Annotated in this window: 17 protein-coding genes; 3 read left to right on the top strand and 14 right to left on the bottom strand. The window is 53.9% G+C overall.

What is annotated here, in order from left to right:
* Positions 1-14: 14 nt before the first annotated feature.
* From JWG39_RS06265 to JWG39_RS06200, 14 genes are all read right to left on the bottom strand, one after another.
* Positions 15-1652, bottom strand: coding sequence for a formylglycine-generating enzyme family protein (locus tag JWG39_RS06265; RefSeq protein WP_205218530.1), 1638 nt, complete (start codon positions 1650-1652; stop codon positions 15-17).
* Positions 1645-3525, bottom strand: a complete 1881-nt coding sequence (locus tag JWG39_RS06260; RefSeq protein ID WP_205218529.1) for an ABC transporter permease — start codon at positions 3523-3525, stop codon at positions 1645-1647. Before JWG39_RS06260 ends, JWG39_RS06265 begins: the two co-directional genes overlap by 8 nt.
* On the bottom strand, positions 3512-4270 hold the full coding sequence (locus JWG39_RS06255) for an ABC transporter ATP-binding protein (RefSeq protein ID WP_205218528.1): 759 nt from the start codon (positions 4268-4270) through the stop codon (positions 3512-3514). Before JWG39_RS06255 ends, JWG39_RS06260 begins: the two co-directional genes overlap by 14 nt.
* Positions 4271-4356: 86 nt before the next feature.
* Positions 4357-6531, bottom strand: a complete 2175-nt coding sequence (locus JWG39_RS06250) for a vWA domain-containing protein (protein ID WP_205218527.1) — start codon at positions 6529-6531, stop codon at positions 4357-4359.
* A 22-nt stretch (positions 6532-6553) separates the two neighbouring features.
* The gene (locus JWG39_RS06245; RefSeq protein ID WP_205218526.1) at positions 6554-7870 is read right to left on the bottom strand and encodes a S41 family peptidase; all 1317 of its coding nucleotides are present in this window, start codon (positions 7868-7870) and stop codon (positions 6554-6556) included.
* Positions 7870-8364, bottom strand: a complete 495-nt coding sequence (locus JWG39_RS06240) for a hypothetical protein (protein ID WP_205218525.1) — start codon at positions 8362-8364, stop codon at positions 7870-7872. Before JWG39_RS06240 ends, JWG39_RS06245 begins: the two co-directional genes overlap by 1 nt.
* Before the next feature lie 95 nt (positions 8365-8459).
* Positions 8460-9269 (bottom strand): TatD family hydrolase, encoded by an 810-nt coding sequence (locus tag JWG39_RS06235; protein ID WP_205218524.1) that lies wholly within the window; start codon positions 9267-9269, stop codon positions 8460-8462.
* A gap of 130 nt (positions 9270-9399) precedes the next feature.
* On the bottom strand, positions 9400-10140 hold the full coding sequence (locus JWG39_RS06230) for a tetratricopeptide repeat protein (protein ID WP_205218523.1): 741 nt from the start codon (positions 10138-10140) through the stop codon (positions 9400-9402).
* The gene (locus tag JWG39_RS06225; protein WP_205218522.1) at positions 10137-12080 is read right to left on the bottom strand and encodes a BatD family protein; all 1944 of its coding nucleotides are present in this window, start codon (positions 12078-12080) and stop codon (positions 10137-10139) included. Before JWG39_RS06225 ends, JWG39_RS06230 begins: the two co-directional genes overlap by 4 nt.
* A gap of 41 nt (positions 12081-12121) precedes the next feature.
* Positions 12122-14221, bottom strand: coding sequence for a VWA domain-containing protein (locus JWG39_RS06220; protein ID WP_205218521.1), 2100 nt, complete (start codon positions 14219-14221; stop codon positions 12122-12124).
* A gap of 25 nt (positions 14222-14246) precedes the next feature.
* Positions 14247-15254: a vWA domain-containing protein gene (locus JWG39_RS06215; protein WP_205218520.1), complete on the bottom strand. Its 1008-nt coding sequence runs from the start codon at positions 15252-15254 to the stop codon at positions 14247-14249.
* Positions 15254-15763 (bottom strand): hypothetical protein, encoded by a 510-nt coding sequence (locus JWG39_RS06210; RefSeq protein ID WP_205218519.1) that lies wholly within the window; start codon positions 15761-15763, stop codon positions 15254-15256. The genes JWG39_RS06215 and JWG39_RS06210 overlap by 1 nt, the downstream gene beginning before the upstream one ends.
* On the bottom strand, positions 15760-16671 hold the full coding sequence (locus JWG39_RS06205; RefSeq protein WP_205218518.1) for a DUF58 domain-containing protein: 912 nt from the start codon (positions 16669-16671) through the stop codon (positions 15760-15762). Before JWG39_RS06205 ends, JWG39_RS06210 begins: the two co-directional genes overlap by 4 nt.
* 22 nt (positions 16672-16693) lie before the next feature.
* On the bottom strand, positions 16694-17713 hold the full coding sequence (locus JWG39_RS06200; RefSeq protein WP_205218517.1) for an AAA family ATPase: 1020 nt from the start codon (positions 17711-17713) through the stop codon (positions 16694-16696).
* A 266-nt stretch (positions 17714-17979) separates the two neighbouring features.
* On the opposite strand from JWG39_RS06200, the gene JWG39_RS06195 reads away from it, so the two are divergent.
* The 3 genes from JWG39_RS06195 to JWG39_RS06185 are packed head-to-tail and all read left to right on the top strand — an operon-like array spanning position 17980 to position 21208.
* The gene (locus JWG39_RS06195) at positions 17980-18978 is read left to right on the top strand and encodes a GNAT family N-acetyltransferase (protein ID WP_205218516.1); all 999 of its coding nucleotides are present in this window, start codon (positions 17980-17982) and stop codon (positions 18976-18978) included.
* Positions 18979-18998: 20 nt separating this feature from the next.
* Positions 18999-20009, top strand: coding sequence for an AAA family ATPase (locus JWG39_RS06190; RefSeq protein ID WP_205218515.1), 1011 nt, complete (start codon positions 18999-19001; stop codon positions 20007-20009).
* The gene (locus tag JWG39_RS06185) at positions 19976-21208 is read left to right on the top strand and encodes a vWA domain-containing protein (protein ID WP_205218514.1); all 1233 of its coding nucleotides are present in this window, start codon (positions 19976-19978) and stop codon (positions 21206-21208) included. The genes JWG39_RS06190 and JWG39_RS06185 overlap by 34 nt, the downstream gene beginning before the upstream one ends.
* The last annotated feature ends 38 nt before the right edge of the window (positions 21209-21246 follow it).

The following is a 21246-nucleotide window of genomic DNA, read 5'->3' as shown; positions in this document are numbered from 1 at the left end:
TAATAAGACTTTTTCTACTTTTTCGTAAGATCTTTTTCCCATTTTTCCGGCGCAGCCCGCTGGTCTCTGCGATAGGTCTCAGCATGTGTTGCTATGATGGGCAGCAGCAGGAGCTGTTCCTGCGCGTTCTCTTTTGCCAGATACTCTTTACGTTCCGCAAAGGCCTTTTCCACTGCCTTCTGTTCCAGTTTGACCAGTTGACGCATGGTGGTGGAGTAGCCCTTCAGCCCTGAATCTATATTTTTTTCTACTTCTTGAATTCGGACTTTATACATTCCTATTTTACTGTAATTCCCCATTTTTTGCGCCTGTTCAAGTAAATTGACGTAAAGTTTGAGATTACGCAGACTCTGGCGGCGAATCATCAGGGCACGTTCGTCAGCAATGAGCACCCAGGCTGCAGCCGAATCAGCCTCTGCCTTTGCCCTGATCTGCCGGGTTTTCATGATGGATCCCTCAATAAAGGCAATCTCCCGCAGCATCTCCTCTCCGCTATTGCCCATGCCGGTGAACTTTTTCTTCAGCCGGTTGATGTGGATTCCGGCGTCGTCAAACTGCACTCCCACCTGTACGTCGGTGGGAGCGATAGAGACAGCGGCTGGCGTTGTGGATCCAGTGGTTTTACGATACTGCTCCCAGGCACTTTCCATTTTTTCGGCCACAGAGCGCTCCGGATAGATGATGGTGGAGAGAACGACGCGAAACCCCATGGTCTGCTGATGGTTGGGAATCATGGTGCCAGTTTTTTCGTTCCAGCGGTAGAAGGGTTGTTCACTGCGTGCCGAAGAACGCAGGTGTTTGCGGTCGGTGAGGTAGTGGCCACCGCGGGCGACAAAGCCGCCGATGCGCCCCTGATAATATTCCACCCGGTAAAGGCTCATGGTCATTTCGCTGACGTTGCCAAGCATGTCATGCAGGCCAAGAGGATTCCCTTTCAGAACCCCGACGGGACGCACCTTGTTGTGAGACGACTTCGGGCCGGAAAACCATTCATATTTTGTCACTTTTGTGGCTGGAAAGGGTATGGGACTGTCAAATTTATCAATGCTGACAGCTGATCCTCCCCGTGCGGCAAATTCCCACTCCTCTTCGGTAGGCAGACGGAAATAACCATAACCGCCTTTGGTATAGCGGGGCAGTGCGGCGAGCTGATTGGCGTAAATCCACTGGTTGAGTTTGTCAATAAAATGCCCGGCGTCGTACCAGGTAATGTCCCGTACCGGCATTTTCAGTGTTTTATCTTTTGCCTTTTCCTTTTTTTTATTCTGGTTGAGAATCGACTGGTACTGACCGGTGGTTATCTCTGTCGTACCCATGTAGTAACACCAGTCTTTCCCGTCTTTTGTCGGGAAGGCCCCCCCGAGAGTTACGGCGGTAGAGGACTCTTTATACCCGCCGACGGGGTCTCCAAGAGTGAAGCGCCTGCCGGAGAAGAGATCTCCTCCCGCACCGATACAGATCTTCTGCAGGGAGAGGCTCTCCCCGTTTGGGAGGGGAATCTCAATATCTGCGGCCCTGGCGACGCTGAGGGGGGTGGTGAGAAGAAGAGTGAAAAGGATTGTGGCAAGCAGCAGGGGGCGGCAGAATATGACTGCCTCTTTTTGTTTTAAAAGATAAAAATAACAATATTTTTTGACGTTTTTTTTATTCATCACGCAGGGCCTCTACCGGTTCAAGACGGAGAATACGCAATGCTGCACCAAGTGCCGCAACCACTGCTATGGCAAGCATGACTGCAGCGAAAAGAGCAAAGTGGCCAGGAGTCAGTGTGCAGAGGGATTCATTCTCGCGGATTTTTTCAGCGAAAAGGTTGTTGATCAGCAGCGACAGGGCAAAGAAAAAACTTGAGGCAACCACAAACCCGCCGAAGGTGAGAATAATCCCCTGGTAGAGCGGGAAACGCAGCAGAGAAAAGCGGGAGAAACCGAGCAGGCGCAGGATGCCTATCTCTTTTCGCTTGCGTTCTACCGAGCCGTAAAGACTGGCAGCGAGAGTGGCGGCACCCCCGGCTGCAGCTGCCGCAGCGATAACGTAGAAAATGAGATTGAGATAGTGGTTCAGCTCCTGTACATCACGGATACGGTCGGCCTCAGTGGCCACGGAAATTCCCTCCTTTCCGAGGTTGCGGCGCAGACCGTCCACCTCGTCAATGGTGGTGGTGTAGAGGCGGAAACCGGCATACGCCTGGCGGGAGAGGAGGAAGGCGTTGTTCTCCGCATTGTAATGGATGGGCCGCTCACGGAGCAGCCGCAGAATACCGCCGAGTTCCGCTGGAATATAAAGTGTGCTGCTGTCTCCCTCGCCGTAAATAATTAATGGCACAGTCAAACTGTTTTTTTCACGGATATCTGCCTGTACAACCCGGGAGAGAGAATGATCAGTGTTGTCTCCGGCGATAAAAGCCTGCAGGGAAGCGGCCGGGCTGTCAGCGGGGTTCAGAACCCACTGTGGAAGAGGGGTTATCTGAAGACGTTTTGCGGTGTCGGCGGTGAAACCGAGAGAGCGCAGGGTAACGTTGCGCGAGGTACTGTCTTCTCTTAACCGGGCATTCACAGGTGCAGCTATCGGCAGCAGAATCGCGCCGCGACCGCGTAGACGACGGGCTATATTGTCAATATTATCCTGCCGGGCCGCCTGCTTCCTTGTGGTAAAAAAATAGATGCTGCCGGGAGCAGCAATGGAGAAACCAAACTCCTTTTCCATCCCGGCGGGTTTGATACCCCGTACGGCCGAGAAGCCGGTGCTGGTGCGCAATTTAATCTGTTCAAGTTTCGTCAGGGGAGCAGGGAGCCACACCAGCAGGCCGTCAAACTCAGCAAAGGCGGTACGCTGCTTTCCTTCCCAGCCTCTCTCTGGTACGGCCTCGCCATCCTTGTAGCGCTCCACCTGTTCGAGCACGGAAAGTGGCACAAACATTGCTTTTATTGCGCCAGCGCGGGCATCAAGAACAGCATCTACATGAAGGCTGAGACCTGCTTTGCGCCAGTCGCCACCAATTACTCGACGGATGGTAATGTTGATACGGTCCCCGGTTTTTGCACCCGCCTTCTCTGCAGCAAAACGGGTGAGTACGCAGCCGTCTGGACCGGGAATAGTTCCTTTGTTTTCAAGGAGCAGCGGGTCGCCCGTTCCTGTGGGGAGAAGGTCAAGACTGACGGTTTCTCCGCTGCAGGCGGAGTCGCTGCCAGCTACGCAGGCATCGACTGAGGTGGAGATTTGGCGGGTCATCGGGGTTATGAAGGATATTTCCGGCATTTCCTGCATCTTGAGAAACCACTCGGGCTGATAGCGGGCACTGCTTATCGGCCGTATCTCACGGTTTCGAGGATCCTCAATGAGACGGCTGCGCAGGAGCTGCACTGAACCAAATTTCAGACCGAAGAGGATGAGAACAGGGCCGAGAACGGCGGTGACCGCCATCACAAGGCAGAGGCTGAGAATCAGCTCATGGCGCAAGTCCTTTGCCGCGAGCGAGAGTACCAGCCAGGGACTGCCTTCTTTCTTCGTGTTGCTATTGCCACTCATTGGCTGGAACCTCCTGCAGACGGGATACGGTGTGGTTTGTCCCTCTTTTTTCTGTTGTAAAGGTGAGCAGCCGGTTTATTACCGGCAGCACCAGTTTCTTATCATGGGTGACCATCAGCACTGCGACCTGCTGCTGGCGGGCAAGGTCACTAAACTGGTTGCGAATGTCAACTGCATTTATTTGATCTACCGCTGCCGTTGGTTCGTCGGCCAGCACAATGGCGGGGCCATGGACGAGTCCGCGGGCAATAGCTGCCCGCTGGCGCTGACCACCGGAGAGCTGAGCGGGCTTCTTGTCAAGCTGTTCGGTGATGCCAAGTTTACCGGCCAGTTCCGCAGCCCGTCCGCGCGTGTTTTTCAAGCGGTTGAGACGGGCAGGAAGTTCAATATTTTCACGCACGGTGAGAAAGGGGAGCAGTCCGCCATTCTGCAGCACATAACCGATCTTTGCTTTGCGCAGATCGGCGAGGCGTGCTTCCCCGAGGGTGGCGATATCGTCCCACACGTTGGGATCTCCGCTTCTCCTTAAGGTAAACGTCTGGTTGCAGTCCGGCTGAAGGATGAGGCCGAGGATATCGAGCAGGGTAGATTTTCCACAGCCGCTCGGGCCGGTAACGGCAATGAAATCCCCGTGTCTGATGATCAATTCAGGGATCTCAAGTTCAAAAATGATCCCGCCTTTCTCTCTCCTGCGGGATACCCCTTTCAGTCTATAAAAGGACAAATTGTCGGAGACTTCGTTCATGTTCATATCCATGGACTGCAGTTTCTTTTAAAAAAGTATGAAACGGCCGCCGTCCGGTCAGACAGGATGGCGGCCGCAGAGTCGGATCAGGGAAGCATCTCAAGGGCGAGGGGATAGACATTCTGGTCTGTATCATCGCCCGGGTTAAGTTGAATCCACCCTTCCGGAGAGTCGTGGATGATTTTGTAGGCCTCAATCAGTGCCTCAAGGTTATTGAGAAACTCATCCTGCTCGTCCACCGACCAGCTTGACCACAACTCGCTGTTCATATCCATAAGCCGGCTGTGGTAGGGGAGCCCCTCAAGAAATTCAGGTATCAGCCCGGAAGAGGCTATGGATTCCGCTTTTTTCAGCAGCTCAGGGTCGCGGGCGGTGGTGGCCGCCGTAGCCTGCAGGGTATTGAAGAAGTCATCGCCACTGATTTGACCCCGACGGCCAGCTGTCAGTACAGACTTGAGCATGGTATAGAGGGTATCCAGCTGTTGTTTGTTAATCAGCAGGCGCACCTCCATGCTGGTTATACCGGGGTCTTCCAGATCTTTGTCCACAGCCCAGGCAACTACATCGCGCGGGGCTTTCGCCTGTTCGCTGCTGCCGAGCCATTCCACCATGGCAGCCTTCACCATGCTGGCGACTATTGTATTGCCGTCACTGCTTTGGGTCGTAATCTCATCAAGGTCAACATTTACATTCAGTGGATCAAGATCTGCCATTTCACCGTTTTCAGAGGAGATATCTGCCGGGCCAGACGGCAGGGTATCCAGTACTGCCATCTTATCCCCTGCAATGGGTGTGGCGGAGGGAGGTGTGGTTGTTGCCACCTTTTCAATGTTTTCGGCTGCTTTCTTCTTGAAGCTGACAAGACTCTGACTGAGTCCATTTGCCAGCTCGCTGGTTACCTGAGAAAAAGCCTCCATATCAGTGGAGTCAACAGGCATATAGGCCATTTCATCGGAGCTCCCTTTGGTGGCGAGTACAGAGAGCTGCTGCTCGGCGAGGGGATTAAATCTGGAGGCACGGGGATTTTTCAGATGAATGGCAGTGATGTTCACTTTACGGTCACGGGCAAGACCGTGCAGACTGTTTTCCTCATTGCCGCTGAGGTTCCATTTATGACCGGCCTTGTGTGACGGTGCATCAGCGAGGATGACCATAAAACGTACTGCACCCGGTGTCCACGCAGTGTGAGTTATTCCCTCGGTTACTCCGGAGAAGAGGTCTTCGGGATAATCCACTGAACCAACCTGTGTCACCTTGACATTCTGCAGGGTCTTGACGAAATCGTCGACACCCTGCAGCTGCGGGGTGTAGTTATGGGTGGTATAGCCAATTCCATTGATGTCCCGCTCAGAGTCCCGGTAGCCCCAGATGCCGAAATTGAGACTCTGTTTTGCCAGTTCTTCGCTGCCGAGTGTTTCGGAGACCTGTTTGATAATTGCCAGTGCCTGGTCAATATAGGGTTGCATGGAGGAGGTGGTATCGACGACCCATACCACATCAAAATTTATTTTCTGCAGCGTTTTTTTTGTCACTTCGCTGACGCTGCTGCTGGCACCGGCGAGGTAGTCGCTGTTGGTACGGATATCACTCTTTTCACGCGCACCGGCACCGGCGTTGGTAACGGCTGCAAGCTGTACAAGACGCCCCTCCATGGGACCGATATCAATGACTTGATAATCCAGGATGGGCAGCAGGTAAAACTCTTTGCTGATATCAACTGCTTTCTTCGGTTCAACGCTTTTTACAGGAAAATTCGACGGGACAGCTCCTGAGTCGATGGTTTTATAAAGCGATGCAGTCTGGTCAATGCGCACATCTTTCTCTTTCCCTGCCAGTTCTTTGATGTAGCCGAGAGAGTCAAACATCAGCACAGGTTTTCGTCCGAGGGGCAGGGTGTACGCGAGGCAGAGGGCCTGTTTCCACTCAAAGACATCATCCTGTTTCATCCAGCCGACCACCGTGCCGTGGTTGTCACTGCCCACTTCATACCAGCCCGTCTCCATCTCCCGATCCCCGGGATTTGGAGTTGTATATACATAAAAGGGCTGAAAGGCAGGCAGGTTGTCCCGCACTACGGCACTCTTTTCGTCCTGCTCTGCGTAGATGGTGGAGTAGGGCTTGGTCAGCACCTGCAGGGGCAGCACCTTTTTGCCTGCCAGCTTCACCGGAACGCGATTTTCCGCGAATCCCGTGATGGGGGATGCGACAATAAGGGCCGCTGCGAGGAGCAGTGGCAGGAAAAGTTGACTTTTTTTCAGCATTTTTTTCTCCTTTTTTCAGAGTTTATTTTCCAGAGCCGTCTGTATCTGTGGAGGCGGTGTGTTTCTTAAGAATTTCATTGAGTTTTTCTATCCACAGTGCTTCACCATCCTCTTTTTCAATACGGATCTGGATGGTCGGGGTGAGACCTCTGCCGTGGTAATACTGCTTTGCGGGAGGGAGCAGCTGCGCATAGGTGATCAGCAGAGCGGAGCCGTCTGGCAGTTCAACAAATTTCTGTGTTTCTCCCTTGCCGAAGCTTGTTTCTCCAAGGGAGACCGCTTTGCGGTTCTGCACGAGTGCAGCGGTGAAAACCTCCGCTGCACTCGCGGTGTACCGATCCTGCAGGATAATCAACAGTGGAAAGGTGCAGGGATTCTGTACATTGCTGGTGCGGCGAATGTTCTGTTGCTTTTCGCCCCGCCTGTTCTTGATCGTGACGATCTCCGTCCCCTTGTTGAGAAAGAGTGAGGCAGAGAGGATGGCCCCTGTAAGAGTGCCTCCCGGGTTCCCTCTCAAATCAAGAATCAGCGGCAGAGCGGGGTCAAAATCCTCGAGGAGGCGCTGCAGTTCGTTCCGCGTATTCTTAGTGAAGCTGTGAATACGACAGGCAAGGTGGTCGCCGAGGTATTCCAGCCAGACCGAAGTGGAGTGGGTGGCGGTGCGCTGAATGATCAGCTGGCGCGGAGTCTCCCTGCCGGTCTGGATGGTGAGGGTGACGCTGGTTTTTTCCTGGCCGCGAATCTCCATGCCAACTATATGCAGGTCCCGCTGTGCCACAGGACGGTTTTCGATGGCGAGAAGAACGTCACCCTCAAGGATTCCGGACTGCTTTGCCCCGCCGTCGTGGAATGGGTGGCAGATAAAGGTGCCATCTTTCAGCTGCTGAATCTCCATCTGCACTCCGGCGTAATCGTTACTCATTGCGTTGCGGAAGGCCTGGTACTCCTCCTGGGTGAAGGCGTATGCCCACGGGTCATACTGGTGCATCCAGTCAGTGAGGAGTCGGGTGGCAATGGTATTGCTGTCTCTTTCTCTCGGTGCGTGCAGGCCCTCGGCAAGAAAAAGAGTGGTCCCGTCGGCAATGCGCTGCAGCTGTTCCTGCGAGAGGGTTGATGCCGGGGCATCCGCTGCGGCAGTACCGGAGCAGAGCAAAGTAAAGGCCAGAGTGAGCGCAGGCAGGCCCTTGGCAAGAAAAAGGGTGGTCCCGTTGGCAATGCGCTGCAACTGTCCCTGCGAGAGGGTTGATGCCGGGGCATCCGCTGCGGCAGTACCGGAGCAGAGCAAAGTAAAGGCCAGAGTGAGTACAGGCAGGCCTCCGCAGGGTAAAATTTTCCCCATCAGAGTGTTCCAAGAAGTTCCGCCTCTTTCATCAACTCCAGAAGTTGGGACTCAAGACTTTTGATTTCCGCCTCCTGTCTGGCAATATCCCCTTTTGGGGCACTGCTCCGCTGAAAACTGTTCTGCAGGGAGGCAAGCTTTTTCTCCAGTTCTGCGCGGGTTTTTTCGGCCTTTGAGGACTGGAACTTCATTCTGTCGAGGCGGCGTTGTAAGTCCTTGATATTACGGCTGGCCTTGTTCACCTTCTGCTGCAGTTTACTCACCCTGAGCCTCTCGGAAAACACATCACTTTCGAGGGAAACTGTTTTCCCGCCCTCAACAGCGGTATTTTCTTCAACGCTTTGCAGTTCTGCATTCTTTTGGTCAATCCGCTGCTGATAGAGATTGGGACTGTAACCAAAGAGACCACCCTGACGTGGATCGGGGTTGTGGGTACAGCCGGAAAAGAGCAGGCAGGCAAGTATCACACTGCTGGTGAGAATGATTTTTTTCATGGAGAGTCCCGTGGATGTATTCAATAAATCAAAATTATTTTGACTTCTAAAAAATAACTGTAAAGTTGTGAACAGTGCAAGTTTTTTGTAAATATTTATACTTTTTCCTCTTTCATCGGTAACTGGAGAATGGCGCAGGAATTTTGCCATATTTCTGCGGCAAGGTCTTCTTCCTCCATTCCCCGAAGCTCTGCGAGACAGGTGAGGACTTCTGCAAGCAGGGCGGGGTGGTTGCCATGCCCCTGGTGTCCGTAGAGCGGCATGTTCGGGGCATCGGTTTCAAGGACGATCTTTTCCAGCGGGAAGCTGGTTGCGATGCGGCGCAGGCGCCGCGCCCGCGGCCAGGTGATGCCGCCGCCGAAGCCGGGGAAGAAACCGAGCCCGGCGTACTGCTCCGCCTGTTGCAGACTGCCGGAGAAGGCGTGAACAATGCCACCGGCGGAGAGTTTTCTGCGTCTGAGCAGGGCGAGCACCGCGTCATGTGCTTTACGGACGTGGAGGAGGACAGGCAGGCGGTGGTGTTCGGCAAGGTCAAGCTGGGCTTCGAAGATTCGGCGCTGCTGCTCTTCGTCACACTCCGACGGCCAGAAGTCGAGCCCGATTTCGCCGATGGCGACAATCTTTGCGGGGACCTGGCGCCTGCGTTCACAGAGCAGGCTGTCAAGCTTTGCAATCTCTGCATCGCCCGTATTTTTACAGAACAGAGGATGAATACCGGGAGCGGCAAAGAATGCCGGAGAACGGTTGACGACCCGCAGCAGGTTATCCCAGCCAGCGGCTTCTACTCCAGGGAGAATAAAACGGCAGACTCCCTTTTTGCCAGCATCGGCCAGTACGGTATCAAGCTGTGAGACAAAAGGGGGAACGTCGAGGTGACAGTGGGTGTCGATGAGGGCAGGGGGCATGGGAGACCCTTTGTGTGGAAATGATTTTTTTATGGTTACAGTCAAAAAAACCGTGGAAAACAAAAAAACATTTAAGAATAAAATTTTAATCGAAATTACAACGGGAAGGAAGGAAAAAGGGTGACCAGAGTCAGCGTCCGTCGACGGCCACCACAGCGTTTTTCGCCACCCAGCCCTTTGTGCCGCTGGAGTCTTCCACATAGCAGAAATCTCCATGCTGTTTCAGGAGAATAACCTTTCGACCCTCGCGAATTTCTCGTACCACATCCGATCCCGTAATAGGAGAAAAGCGTAGTTTTGCGGAGTCAGAAACGACAATCATTGCGTCCATGGTCTGCCACTGCAGGGCGAGGGCTGTTGTTGAGACTGCCGCGACCAGACCACAGAGGGTGGAGATCGTGACCACCACCTTTTTATTGACACTGCGCAGAAGAAGCAGCAACTGCAGTGCCGCGTAACAGAGCAGAGCGCCGAGCAGCAGCTCTGACCAGTGATTGAGATTGAACAGGGAGGTAAAGCGATCCTGCCAGCTCTGCGAATCCTCTTCAAAGAGGCCGGTGGTCTTACGGATTCGATTAAGGGCACTGATGATTTCCGCATCCCCCGGTGCAAGTGATTCTGCTCGGGAGTAGTTGAGAATAGCCAGACCTGGCTGTCCATTTTCCTCAAAGGCGCGGGCGAGATTATAGAGCAGGGCGGGGCTGCTGCCCTGCTCTTCTCTCAACTGATTATATTGCTCAATTGCCCTGCTGTAATTTCCCGCAGTGACATTGGTGTTGGCCTCCTCAAAGAGGGTGGCGGCAGAGGATAAAAAGGCCTGAAATACTATTGATGTAAAAAGTATAACGGCTATTACAATATTTTTATTCATTTTATATCCTCCAATGCTTTCCTGATCATTGGATAAAGTTGATCCATCTCAAAGTCCGTTGGAACTTCGCCTCCATACGCGGCATTCTCTGCCATTTGAAAAATCTCCAGCAGCACCGAATCTTTCGGCAGAATCTCACGAAGATCTCTGGAACTTACCGCCGAAGCATGGACGCCGCAGCTCCCGGCCAGGCGATTTTGAATTGCCACTCGGCAGGTATTGAGGAAAAGATGACCGTCCCCGGCCTGCTGTGCCTTGTCAACACTGGCGAGGTCTCCTGCGAGGCGGCTGGTGAGCTGTCTCTGCACGCTGCGTCTGGCGGAACGCTGTGAGTTGTGAATATGTCGGAAGATGAAGGCGGCGAGTGCCACGAGGAGAGCAGCAATACAGGAGAGAAAAAACCAGGGACGGCGTGGCATCGGCCGCAGATCAGTGGTGGTATTGCCGAGAGCAACTTTGAGTGGCAGGGGCTGGTCTGCGGAAACTGCCGCCGTTGCCTGGCCAGCTGTTTCCTTTTGAGGTACGGGTTGCGAAGGAGAGGCTGCTCCGGTCACGGTGAGGGGAATTGGTAAGGTGCTTGTGGTCACATAGGTTTTCTTCTGCGGATCAAAGTAGTTGAAACTGACCGCTGGCAGTTCGGTGACGCTGCTGTTCTTGATTATGATCCCCTGGTCAAAGATCTTTTCTCCGGCGTTCGAGCCGACAGGGGTAAACTTCACAGTAGGCGGATAGGTTTTTATAGACTGGTTTTCAGCCATCTCTGGCATGGTGACTGATTTGAAGTTTCCCTTTCCGCTGACCTCAACGCTGAGAGTAAGTGGATCGCCCGCCTCTACCCTGTCGCGGCTGACTGAAGTTTTGAGGGTAAAGGAGCCCACTGCACCAGTGAAATCAGCGGGGCGTCCCTCTTCCGGCAGGGCCTCTACTGTGAACGTTGCACTCTTTTTCAGAGTTAAATTTTTCCGCACCATGGGGGAAAAACTGTCCGCAAAAGGGTTGCCAAAGGCTCTGTGGGACATCATTTCTGCGAGAATTTCTTCCGGGGTTGCATTGAAAATATCTCTTTGACTCCGCTGCTGTTGACCGGAAGATACCCTGGAGGTGTCTGGAACCCGGACAGTTGTCTGCCCTGTTATCTCAAGCTGATGTTTGCCGGGCTTAATACCTGAAATTGTGGTCTGCCAGGTCAGAGTGTGCCAGATTTTTCCATTGATCTCTTCCTGGTTCTCTTTTGCCTCTTTTTCATCAAGGACAGGAATGGCGAGGTTTTCTGCAGTGATCCGAGGCATACTGATACCCCGAAAATCAACCTCCGGGTTGAGACACAGTTTTATCTCCACCGGTACATTTTCACCTTCATAGATATTCTGTTTCGCTTTTATGGTGAAGAAAGCGATATCAGACTCCTGCATCGCTTCTCCCCGTTTTACCTGCTGCGGGACAGATTGGCCGATTATTCCCTGACCAGGCTGCATGCCTGGCAGCTGGATGGTGGTTCCCCCCATATTACCCGCATTTTTTGCTGCCTTTGTGGGGGCAACCACTTCAAATGTAATCGGTGTGGAGGCGTAGTTTTTGTCAGGGGTGATGAGGCGAATGGGGGGGATGGTATATTTCCCCTCCTTCTCAGCAGTAACCCGAAAGATGAAAATGGTGGAGCTCTTCTTGTCGTTTCCAGAAATATTGGAAATTCTGGAAGAGCGATTCACAATTTTTGAAGTGTAGCTGAGGCGCAATCCTTCCGCCTCCGGCATTTTCAGTTTGCCCTCCTTATTGGTGACAGTTACCGTGAGCTGTCCCTCCTGATTAAGAGGCAGCTTGTCGGTATTCAACGAGGTTGTTATCACCGGTGCAGCGAACACGGTGGAAACCGTACCCGATACGAGAAGCAGGACGAGCAGAAATGAGAGTACAAGGTTCTTTCTACATAGGATTTTCATGGTTCTCTCTTCAATCTAAAACGGTTTAGGGGGCTTTGTGGTTACCAGTCCTTTTGGGTTTCAGGTTTATCGGCAGGCGGTGCCGGAATAAAGCGGAGTGAGTCGGAATCTCCCTTCATTGTGTTGAGCATGAGCAGTGCCTCTTTATGGGTCATCTTACCAGCTGTGCGGCGTTTTTTCGCCTCGGCTGAGGCTGCCTGTGCCTGCTGTTCGGCGGCGAGAGCTGCGGACTGGTTCCCGGGGGGGGCAACTGCGGATTCAGAGCTTTTCTGATTTTCCCCGGTTCCTGAGATCTCTCTGGCACCTGCAGGCTGTGAGTTGTTTTTTTCGCCCGACTGTGTCTGTTGTTCTTTTTTGTTCTGCTGAACGCTGTCGGCACCCGGTGATTTCTGTGGTTGAGACTGAGCTTTGTCAGACTGGCTGTCCTTCATTTTATCTGTATTATCTTTTGGGTCTTTTTCTGTCTTATTGTTACTCTTTGATTTTACGTTATTCTGTTCTTTTTCACCTGATTTTTCCTGGTTGTTGCTGCCAGCAGCATTCTGTTGTTGCTGCTGCTGTTGTTGCTGCTGCGGATTATTTTTCTTTTTATCCTGTTTTTTTTGCTGTTGATCCTTTTTCTGTTTTTTATCCTGTTTTTGCTGTTCTTTCAGCTTTTTGAGTTCTTTCTGTACGTATTGCAGATTCTCTTGTGCAGCTGTGTCCTGTGGGTTGAGGTTTACCGCCGCCTGAAACGAATCTACGGCCTGCTGCCACTCTTTTATTGCCTCACCCGGCTGTTTCTGCACACGTTTTTCTCCTTTGCTGTAAAAGGCATTCCCCCGGTTAAAATAGGCTTTTTGCTGCAGGGAGAGGTCATCACTTTTCAGGGTTTTGCTGAAGGCGTCGATGGCTTCGTCATACTGTTTGTTTTTACAGGATGCAACCCCGAGGTTGAACTGCCTCTGTGCGTCTTCAGGCTGTTTGTCAAGCTGCTTCGCATAGAGTCTGGTCGCTGTGCTGTAATCCCCCTTATTATAGGCGATATCAGCTTCAGAGGCTCTCGATGAAACCGGAAATGCCAGCAGAATGGCCAGCACCAACGCCCCGGCACTGCCCCGGTGACGTTTTGCCAGTCCGGCAATACTGCTGGCCGTCACTGTCTTTTCACGACGGCGGTCATTGATGAGAAATTCCACGAGCAGCAGGAGAATCGCCCCGGCCAGCGGCCACTGAAACTGCTCTTTCAAGACCTTGTGACGGCGACCGGAGAGCTCTTCTTGTGGTACGAGGGAGAGTTTACTTTTATAGATTTTCTCCAGCCCCTCACCGGCTTTGCCAAGCGGGGCATAGATGCCGCCGGTGGTCTCAGCTATTTTAATAAGGGTTTTTGCGTCGAGTTGTGAACGTACCGGGTTGCCGGAGGCGTCTCTGATAACTCCCTTTCCATTCGCCAGAGGGATCAGTTCGCCGCTGCGGGTACCGACGCCAACGGTATAGATGGTTACTCCCGCCTTCGCCGCCTGTTCAGCTGCGGCAATGGCATCTCCTTCGAGGTTTTCACCGTCAGTAAGAATGATGAGTATTTTGTGACTGGACTTTTGACCAAGGATATTTGTCGCAGAGTTTATAACTTCGCTGAGGCTGGTTCCGCCCCGGGGAATGATCTTTGTGTCAATGCTTTCAAGGCTCTGGTTGAAGGCATTGTAATCCAGGGTAAGCGGGCACATCAGGTAGGAACTGCCAGCAAAGGGCAGCAGGCCGACGCGGTCTCCCTCAAGCTGGTTGACAAAGTCATATATTCCCATTTTCGCCCGTGCAAGGCGGTTTGGTTTGACGTCCTCGGCCTGCATGGAGCGGGAGGTGTCGAGGGCAAATAAAAGGTCGATACCTCGCCGTTTTACCTCTTCCCAGTGGTAACCGTACTGCGGTCGGGCGAGGGCTGTAAAGCAGAGGAAAAGGGTGAGAACGAGCAGAAGGCCTTTCCACAGTCGCCTGCGCCGGGAAATATTACGGGTGAGATGGGCGGCGAGCTCTGGTGATGCAAACTGCTGCATGGCTCTGCGGCGGCGTTTCTCTGCGAGATAGAGGGCCTCGGCGAGAAGCAGACTGGCTGCCAGACCGACTGTCAGCCACACGGGATGGGCGAATTGTATGTTCATGGTCCGTTTCTGTATTCAGTTATAATCAGGGGACTCGGCGTCGGCTGAGATATATTTCTGCCGCGAAAACAGGAAAAAAGAACAACAACACCCATGGGAAGAGTTCGCGGTAGTTTTCAAATTTTTTGATCGTGCGGGAGGTGGTCTCCATCTTGTTTATCTCCCCGTAGATATTCTCCAGGGAGGCCGTATTGGTAGCGCGGAAATAGGAAGCGCCGGTCAGTTTTGCCACCTGCTTCAGGGTGTTTTCGTCGATATCTACTTTCATCCAGGCCAGCTTAACCCGTCCGTAGGCGTCTCTCATCGGGATGGGTGCCTCGCCGCGGGTGCCCGCACCAATGGTATAGACTTTTATGCCAAGGGTTTCGGCGGCCTCGGCGGCGGTGAGCGGCGAGATACTGCCGCTGTTGCTCATGCCGTCGGTGAGAAGGATGAGAATGCGGGATTTGGCTTTCTGTTCACGCAGCCGGTTGACTCCGGTGCCGATGGCGGAACCAATGGCCGTACCGTCACCACCCATGCCGATTTTCAAGGCATCCATTCGTTTCAGCAGCCAGTCGTGATCAAGGGTCAGCGGGCTGACGAGGTAGGAACGGGCACCGAAGGCGATAAGGCCGATGCGGTCGTTCGGACGTTTATCTATAAATTTCTCCACCACCTTTTTCACTACGGCGAGACGGTTGACCGCCTTGCCGTCAAGATGGAAATCCATCGCTTCCATGGAACCGGAGACATCTACCGCCAGCATTATGTCGATGCCGCTTGCCTCAACTTCGGTGGTTGAGTTGCCATACTGCGGACGGGCAAGGGCAACAACAAGCAGGCTGAAGCTGAGCATGCGCAGCAGGAAGGTTATACGCCCCGCACTTGCCTTTCTCGATGTCCCGAGGGAGCGGATAAGTGATGTGGAAGAAAAGAGCAGTGCCGGGGCCGGACCACGTCTGGCGTAAAAAAGCGCGAGGGGTAAAAGCAACAGGAGAAGCCAGAGGAAGTTGGCGTGAAGAAAACGGAAATCCGTGAAAATTGCACTCATTACTGGCCTCCTTTATCTTCCGTTTGAGAATCTTTAATGAGGACACGGATAGCCTTCTCCATCTCATTCAGCTCTTCCTCTTTCGGTTGATAGCGGGCAAATTTGGCGAGGTCGGCCTGTTCAAGACAGCGGCGCAACTCAGTTTGAACTTCCTGCAGAGGTGAGAGGTTTTTCAGCTCAGGGCTGTGCAGAAACTCATTGGTGGTCTGGCGGGTGGAGCGCAGAGAGAAACGGCGTTCAATATAACTGCGCAGCAGGTTGTTTGCCTCTTCAACCCAGCGAACGGTACTCTCTTTCCGCAGTGGACGGAGAGCTTCAAAGCGGCGAAGATACTCTTCCTGCAGGGGTACGGCTTTGTGGCGGTGGAGGCGTCGGTAAAGAAAGAACAGGGCTGCAAGAGCCGCAGCTGCACAGAGGATGATGCCGAGTATCTCCAGCGAGGAAAAAAGAGGCTCGGGAAGAGTTACCGGTCCGTATATATCGTGGGGCAGTGGAGCTGGCTGGTTCATGCGCTTCTCCTCTGCCGATTGCTGAAGAAATGCATCAGCTCCGGCAGGTAGCTGCGGTCGGTTGCAAGGTCGAGCAGGTCGATACCTGTTCCGCGAATGGTCCGTAAAAGGATGTCGCGCCGCTCTTCGGCCCGGCGGGTAAACTCTTCCCGCACCGCGCGGCGGGAGGTGTTGAGTTCCACCTGTTCGCCGCTTTCAGCGTCTTCAAGGGTTACCCGGCCGATGTTCGGCAGATGATATTCCCTCGGATCACTTACCTTGAGGGTGATGAGGTCATGGTGGCGGGCGGTGGCCTGCAGAGTGGCACGCATGGCGTGCAGTTCCTGCTCGAAATTGCCAGGCAGGCAGAAATCGGAGATGAGGAAGACGACACTTCGCCGTTTATGCACTCCGGCCATGAACTCCAGCGCCCTGGTAATGTCGGTGTGTCTTCCCTGTGGTTTGAAATAGAGTATTTCCCTGATAATACGCAGAATATGGCGACGGCCCTTCTGAGGGACGATGTAGAGTTCTGTCTCTCCGGTAAAGAGGATCAGTCCCACCTTGTCGTTATTGCGTACAGCAGAGAAGGCCAGTACTGAGCCGAGTTCAGCCATCAGTTCGCGCTTCGAGCAGTTGGTGGAGCCGAATTCGCCGGAGCCGCTGATGTCGATGAGCAGCATGATGGTAAGCTCGCGCTCCTCAGTGAATTTTTTGATATGAGGGATGCCGCTGCGGGCGGTGACGTTCCAGTCAATGGTCCGGATGTCGTCGCCGGGCACATACTCCCGTACCTCCTCGAAGTTCATTCCCCGTCCCTTAAAGACAGAGTGGTAGCTCCCTGCAAGGCTGTCGGTGACCAGGCGGCTGGTGTGCACCTCAATCCGGCGCACCTTGTTGAGCATCTCGCGGGTAAATTCGTTTTCCATGGGGTTTCTCTTCCCGGTTGACTCAGGGAACCGGTACGGTATCGACGATTTTGCGGATGATATCTTCGCTGGAAATACCCTCCGCCTCTGCCTCGTAACTGATGCGGATACGGTGGCGCATGACATTCATCGCCGAAGACTTGACGTCATCAGGAGTGACGTAGCCGCGACCGGCGAGGAAAGCTGCACATTTGGCCACTGATTTCATGCTCAGAGTGGCCCGGGGTGAGGCACCGGTTTCAATGTAGCTGGAGAGACTGAGGTTACAGCTTTCCGGATCACGGGTGGCATAAACAAGGCTGACGATATAATCCTTGATCTTGTCATCCATATAAATGGAGTCCGCCACCTGCCTGGCGTCAAGGATCTCCTTCGGTGAAGCCACAGGAACGATTTTTTTCTCTTCGCTGCTGTGCTCGTAGTTGTCAAGAATTTCCCGTTCTTCCGCTCTGCTTGGATAACCAACCACCACCTTGAGCATAAAACGGTCTACCTGTGCCTCGGGCAGCGGGTAGGTCCCCTCCTGTTCAATGGGATTCTGGGTAGCGAGTACGAGAAAGAGTTTCGGCAGCGGGTAGCTCTCATCGCCAATGGTTACCTGTTTCTCCTGCATTGCCTCCAGCAGGGCAGACTGGACCTTTGCCGGTGCCCGGTTGATTTCGTCGGCGAGTACGAGGGAGGCGAAAATCGGGCCACGGCGGGTCTCGAAGGTGGTCTCCTGCGGGTTGTAAATCTGGGTGCCGATGATGTCGGCCGGAAGCATATCCGGGGTGAACTGGATGCGTCTGAAATCAGTGCTGATGGCCTGACTGAGGCTTTTCACAGCAAGAGTTTTGGCCAGTCCCGGCAGGCCTTCAAGCAGGATGTGGCCACCGGAGAGCAGGCCGATGAGGAGGCTGTCAATGAGATTGTCCTGGCCTGTGATGGTGCGGGAGAGTTCACTGCGCAGGGGGGCAACCCAGCCAGAAGCGGCCTTCACTGTCTCGGTGATCTGCTGGATAGAGATACTCCCCCTGTTCTGTTGTGGACGTTCTGTTGTCATGTCGGGTTTCCTTCTGATTAGGATACTTTTCTGCGTCTGGTCTGCGCTATGGAGCTCGAATTCTCTTCTGCCTCTCACCTTACCAGCTCTTTCTTGCCGCAGCCTTTCAAAAGAATTACAAGGTTGTAATGTTTGCAGGAGGGAAATGTTTGAACCGGACCAGGAAGGCGGGAGAGGGGAAATTCCCATGCACTTTGCAGGGCGCTCTGGTAGGCTGTCCGCATCTTTTTTCCCTCCTTTCCTCCTGAAAAACTGGAATACGTTTCATGACTCATCTCTACGTAAAAGAGTATACCCGACACCTGCTCGGTCACCCCCTTGCCATTGCCTGCCGCGAGAGTGTGCTGCGTGACAACCTTTCCGTCATTGCCAATGACCTCAAATTTCTCGGACGTCAGGGTATCTCCACCACCTTTTTTCATAATCTGCCTCTTCGCTCCTCTAATCAGAAACTGGTTGATGAGCTTGAGCGGCGTCTGCCGGAGACGCGGTTTGTCCGCATTGCCTCCGACGTTGATTTTTATGAGGCGGTTCTCAACAGTGATGGAGTGAAGTTCAAACTGATCTTTCTTGAGCGGCGTCCTCTGCTGGATCAGAAGGGTGCACGGATCAACACGCTCACCACGGAGCGTTATCGCTCCCTGCCCATTGAAGTGAACGATGTGGTACAGAATGTCAACTTCCAGGGGGCGCTGAGCCAGATCTGTGAGAAGATAGAGTCTGGTGCCTGTGAGCGGATTCACATTGTGTCCGCCGGGAAGACGACCCTCCGCGAGGAACTTTTCTCCGTTGAAGGGGCTGGCACGATGATTGCCAACAACTTTACCGAGGTGTTCCGCGCCGTGGACGGGCCGGTGGAGGTGAAGATAGTCGAGCGGATTCTCGGTATGTATAAAAGGTCGGGATATCTCAAACCGCGGGCGAAAGGGTATGTCACTGCCAACCGGGATCATTTTTTTGTCACCGTTATTGACGGTATCATCGTCGGCTGTGTAGAACAGAGGGATATTGACATGCAGACCGTAGAACTTGGTGCGCTGGCCATCTCCACACGTTTCCGCAATCAACGTATCGGTGTCTATACGGTGGGTGCCTTTATTGCGGAGATGACAACGCGCGGTTTTACAAATTTCATTTCCCTTACTCGCAATCCCCGTCTGCAGGACTTATTGTCGAAAATGGGTTTTACCCGCGAAGAGAGCGGGCGCTATGCTGCGCGGGAGGCGATCAGCCCCGGCGTGCCTGTCTACTGCAAAAAAAACTAAAATTTCCTGCAGGGGGTTATATGAAAGCGCAACACATAGGAGCTGCTCTGACGCAGCTTTTTGATATCCGCCAACCGGTGTTCCTGTGGGGACCTCCAGGGGTGGGCAAGAGCCAGGTGGTGGCACAGACGGCAGAGAAGCTGGGACTGTCCCTCATCGACATTCGTGCCATTCTCCTTGATCCGGTAGACCTGCGTGGCCTGCCGAAGATTACAGAGAATGGCCGCGCCGAGTGGTGCATCCCATCCTTCCTGCCCACTGAAGGAGAGGGCATCCTTTTTCTCGATGAGCTCAACGCCGCGCCGCCGCTGGTGCAGGCCTCCTGTTATCAGCTGGTCCTTGATCGACGGCTCGGCGAGTATGAGCTGCCCGACGGGTGGTCGATCATCGCTGCCGGAAACCGCGAGACCGATCGCGCTGTTACTCACCGCATGCCCTCCGCGCTGGCGAATCGTTTTGTCCATATTGATTTCACCGTTGATCTTGAGGAGTGGCTGCAGTGGGCGGACAGGGCAAAGATAGCCATGGAGATCATCTCTTTTCTCCGTTTCCGCCCGACTCTTCTGCATGACTTTGAACCGGAACGCAGCAGCAAGGCCTTCCCGTCACCGCGAAGCTGGGAGTTTGCCTCTAAAATAATAAAGACATCAAAAGATAAAAAATATCAGAAAGGTACAGAAGGGGAAGAAATATTAAAAGAGCTTCTCGTCGGTACTGTAGGTGCCGGAGCGGCGGGAGAGCTGGAGGGCTTCATTGCCATCTGGCAGGATCTTCCCGAGGTGGCAGACATCCTCAATAATCCGGAAGGGATACCTCTCACTGAAGATCCCGCAGTGCTTTATGCAATTTGTGAGATGGTTGGCCGGTCGGCCAGTGAAGAGAACGGTGCACGCCTGCTTACTTTTGCCTCACGGTTACCTACCGAGTTTTCTGTCCTGCTGGTGCGGGAGGCGGTGCGTCACTGTCGGCCCCTCGCCGGGATGGACGCCTTTGCTGAATGGGCAGCCAGCAACTCCAGCGTGCTGGTATGAGCGGTGATGCCCGTCAGCGCCTGGTGAAGGCTCGGACTACGCTGATTCTGCAGCATCCCTTTTTTGCCACCCTTGCTCTGCGCTTGAAACTGCTCGAGGATAAGGGATGTGCCGATGCCTGGACCGACGGAGAGGTGCTTGGTTACAACCCCGATTATCTCCTCACCCTGAAAGAGAATGAACTGCTCGGGCTCATGGCCCATCTGGTGATGCACCCAGCCTGTGGCCACCATCGGCGCCGCGGGGGGCGGAATGTGCAACTGTGGAATATAGCCTGTGACTATGCCATTAACTGGCTGCTGCTCGACGCCGGTTTCACTCTGCCGCCTGACTTTCTGCTCATTGAGGGATTTCGGGAGATGAGCGCCGAGGCAGTGTACAGCCGCCTCTTTGAGACCAGTGACGGCATTCGCGAGCGGGGTGGTGATGAAGACGGTCCCGGTAAAGGCAGAGAGAGGGAAGAAAAGACTCCGGCGGCGGGAGAGGTGCGCGATGCACCACTGCAGAGTCAGGGGGCAGATCTCGGAGCCGAAGGGGTTGACTGGGAACAGGCCTTTATCAACGCGGCCAACACGGCGCGGGAGATTGGTCGTCTTCCCCGGGGTGTGGAACAACTGGTTGCCCGGCGTCTCAACCCGCGCCTCGACTGGCGGCAGATTTTGTCACGGTTTATCGAGCGCTCGGCGCGATTTGACTACAGCTGGATGACGCCCAACCGCCGCTATATCCATCAGGGGTACTACTTTCCCTCTCTGATCAACAGTGAACTGCACCAGATAGCGGTGGCAGTGGATACCTCCGGTTCTATTTCACGGACAGAGATGGATCAGTTTGCCGCAGAGCTGTCGGCCATCATGGAACAATATCCCGCGACCCTCTCTCTCTTCTACTGCGATATGCAGGTGAGGCGCTATGAGGAAGTGGAACGGTCTGAGCTGCCGCTGCGGCTTGAGCCGGTCGGCGGGGGCGGCACCGATTTTCGCCCGGTGTTTCGGCGGATTGAACAGGAGGGACTGCAGCCCGCCTGTCTTCTCTATCTTACTGATCTGCGCTGCCATCTTTTTCCTGCTGTGGAACCGGGCTACCCGGTGTTGTGGGTGCAGATTGGCGATGAGGAGCGAAAGCCGCCCTTTGGTGATCTTCTTCGGGTGACGGGGCTGGCGCGTGGTGTACACGAAGGGGATGGCGTCTATAAATAAAGGGTTCCGTTGCCGGCAGGGGACGGCGGCCTTTTCTG

The sequence above is a fragment of the Desulforhopalus vacuolatus genome, assembly GCF_016918505.1.
GTDB lineage: Bacteria > Desulfobacterota > Desulfobulbia > Desulfobulbales > Desulfocapsaceae > Desulforhopalus > Desulforhopalus vacuolatus.
Note: the sequence above shows the minus strand (reverse complement) of the source record. Positions and strands in the feature narration are given on the sequence as shown.

Bases quoted from the DNA above. Each gene is read 5' to 3' on its own strand.
- JWG39_RS06265 (WP_205218530.1), bottom strand. From the start codon at position 1,652: ATGAATAAAAAAAACGTCAAAAAATATTGTTATTTTTATCTTTTAAAA.
- JWG39_RS06260 (WP_205218529.1), bottom strand. From the start codon at position 3,525: ATGAGTGGCAATAGCAACACGAAGAAAGAAGGCAGTCCCTGGCTGGTA.
- JWG39_RS06255 (WP_205218528.1), bottom strand. From the start codon at position 4,270: ATGAACGAAGTCTCCGACAATTTGTCCTTTTATAGACTGAAAGGGGTA.
- JWG39_RS06250 (WP_205218527.1), bottom strand. From the start codon at position 6,531: ATGCTGAAAAAAAGTCAACTTTTCCTGCCACTGCTCCTCGCAGCGGCC.
- JWG39_RS06245 (WP_205218526.1), bottom strand. From the start codon at position 7,870: ATGGGGAAAATTTTACCCTGCGGAGGCCTGCCTGTACTCACTCTGGCC.
- JWG39_RS06240 (WP_205218525.1), bottom strand. From the start codon at position 8,364: ATGAAAAAAATCATTCTCACCAGCAGTGTGATACTTGCCTGCCTGCTC.
- JWG39_RS06235 (WP_205218524.1), bottom strand. From the start codon at position 9,269: ATGCCCCCTGCCCTCATCGACACCCACTGTCACCTCGACGTTCCCCCT.
- JWG39_RS06230 (WP_205218523.1), bottom strand. From the start codon at position 10,140: ATGAATAAAAATATTGTAATAGCCGTTATACTTTTTACATCAATAGTA.
- JWG39_RS06225 (WP_205218522.1), bottom strand. From the start codon at position 12,080: ATGAAAATCCTATGTAGAAAGAACCTTGTACTCTCATTTCTGCTCGTC.
- JWG39_RS06220 (WP_205218521.1), bottom strand. From the start codon at position 14,221: ATGAACATACAATTCGCCCATCCCGTGTGGCTGACAGTCGGTCTGGCA.
- JWG39_RS06215 (WP_205218520.1), bottom strand. From the start codon at position 15,254: ATGAGTGCAATTTTCACGGATTTCCGTTTTCTTCACGCCAACTTCCTC.
- JWG39_RS06210 (WP_205218519.1), bottom strand. From the start codon at position 15,763: ATGAACCAGCCAGCTCCACTGCCCCACGATATATACGGACCGGTAACT.
- JWG39_RS06205 (WP_205218518.1), bottom strand. From the start codon at position 16,671: ATGGAAAACGAATTTACCCGCGAGATGCTCAACAAGGTGCGCCGGATT.
- JWG39_RS06200 (WP_205218517.1), bottom strand. From the start codon at position 17,713: ATGACAACAGAACGTCCACAACAGAACAGGGGGAGTATCTCTATCCAG.
- JWG39_RS06195 (WP_205218516.1), top strand. From the start codon at position 17,980: ATGACTCATCTCTACGTAAAAGAGTATACCCGACACCTGCTCGGTCAC.
- JWG39_RS06190 (WP_205218515.1), top strand. From the start codon at position 18,999: ATGAAAGCGCAACACATAGGAGCTGCTCTGACGCAGCTTTTTGATATC.
- JWG39_RS06185 (WP_205218514.1), top strand. From the start codon at position 19,976: ATGGGCAGCCAGCAACTCCAGCGTGCTGGTATGAGCGGTGATGCCCGT.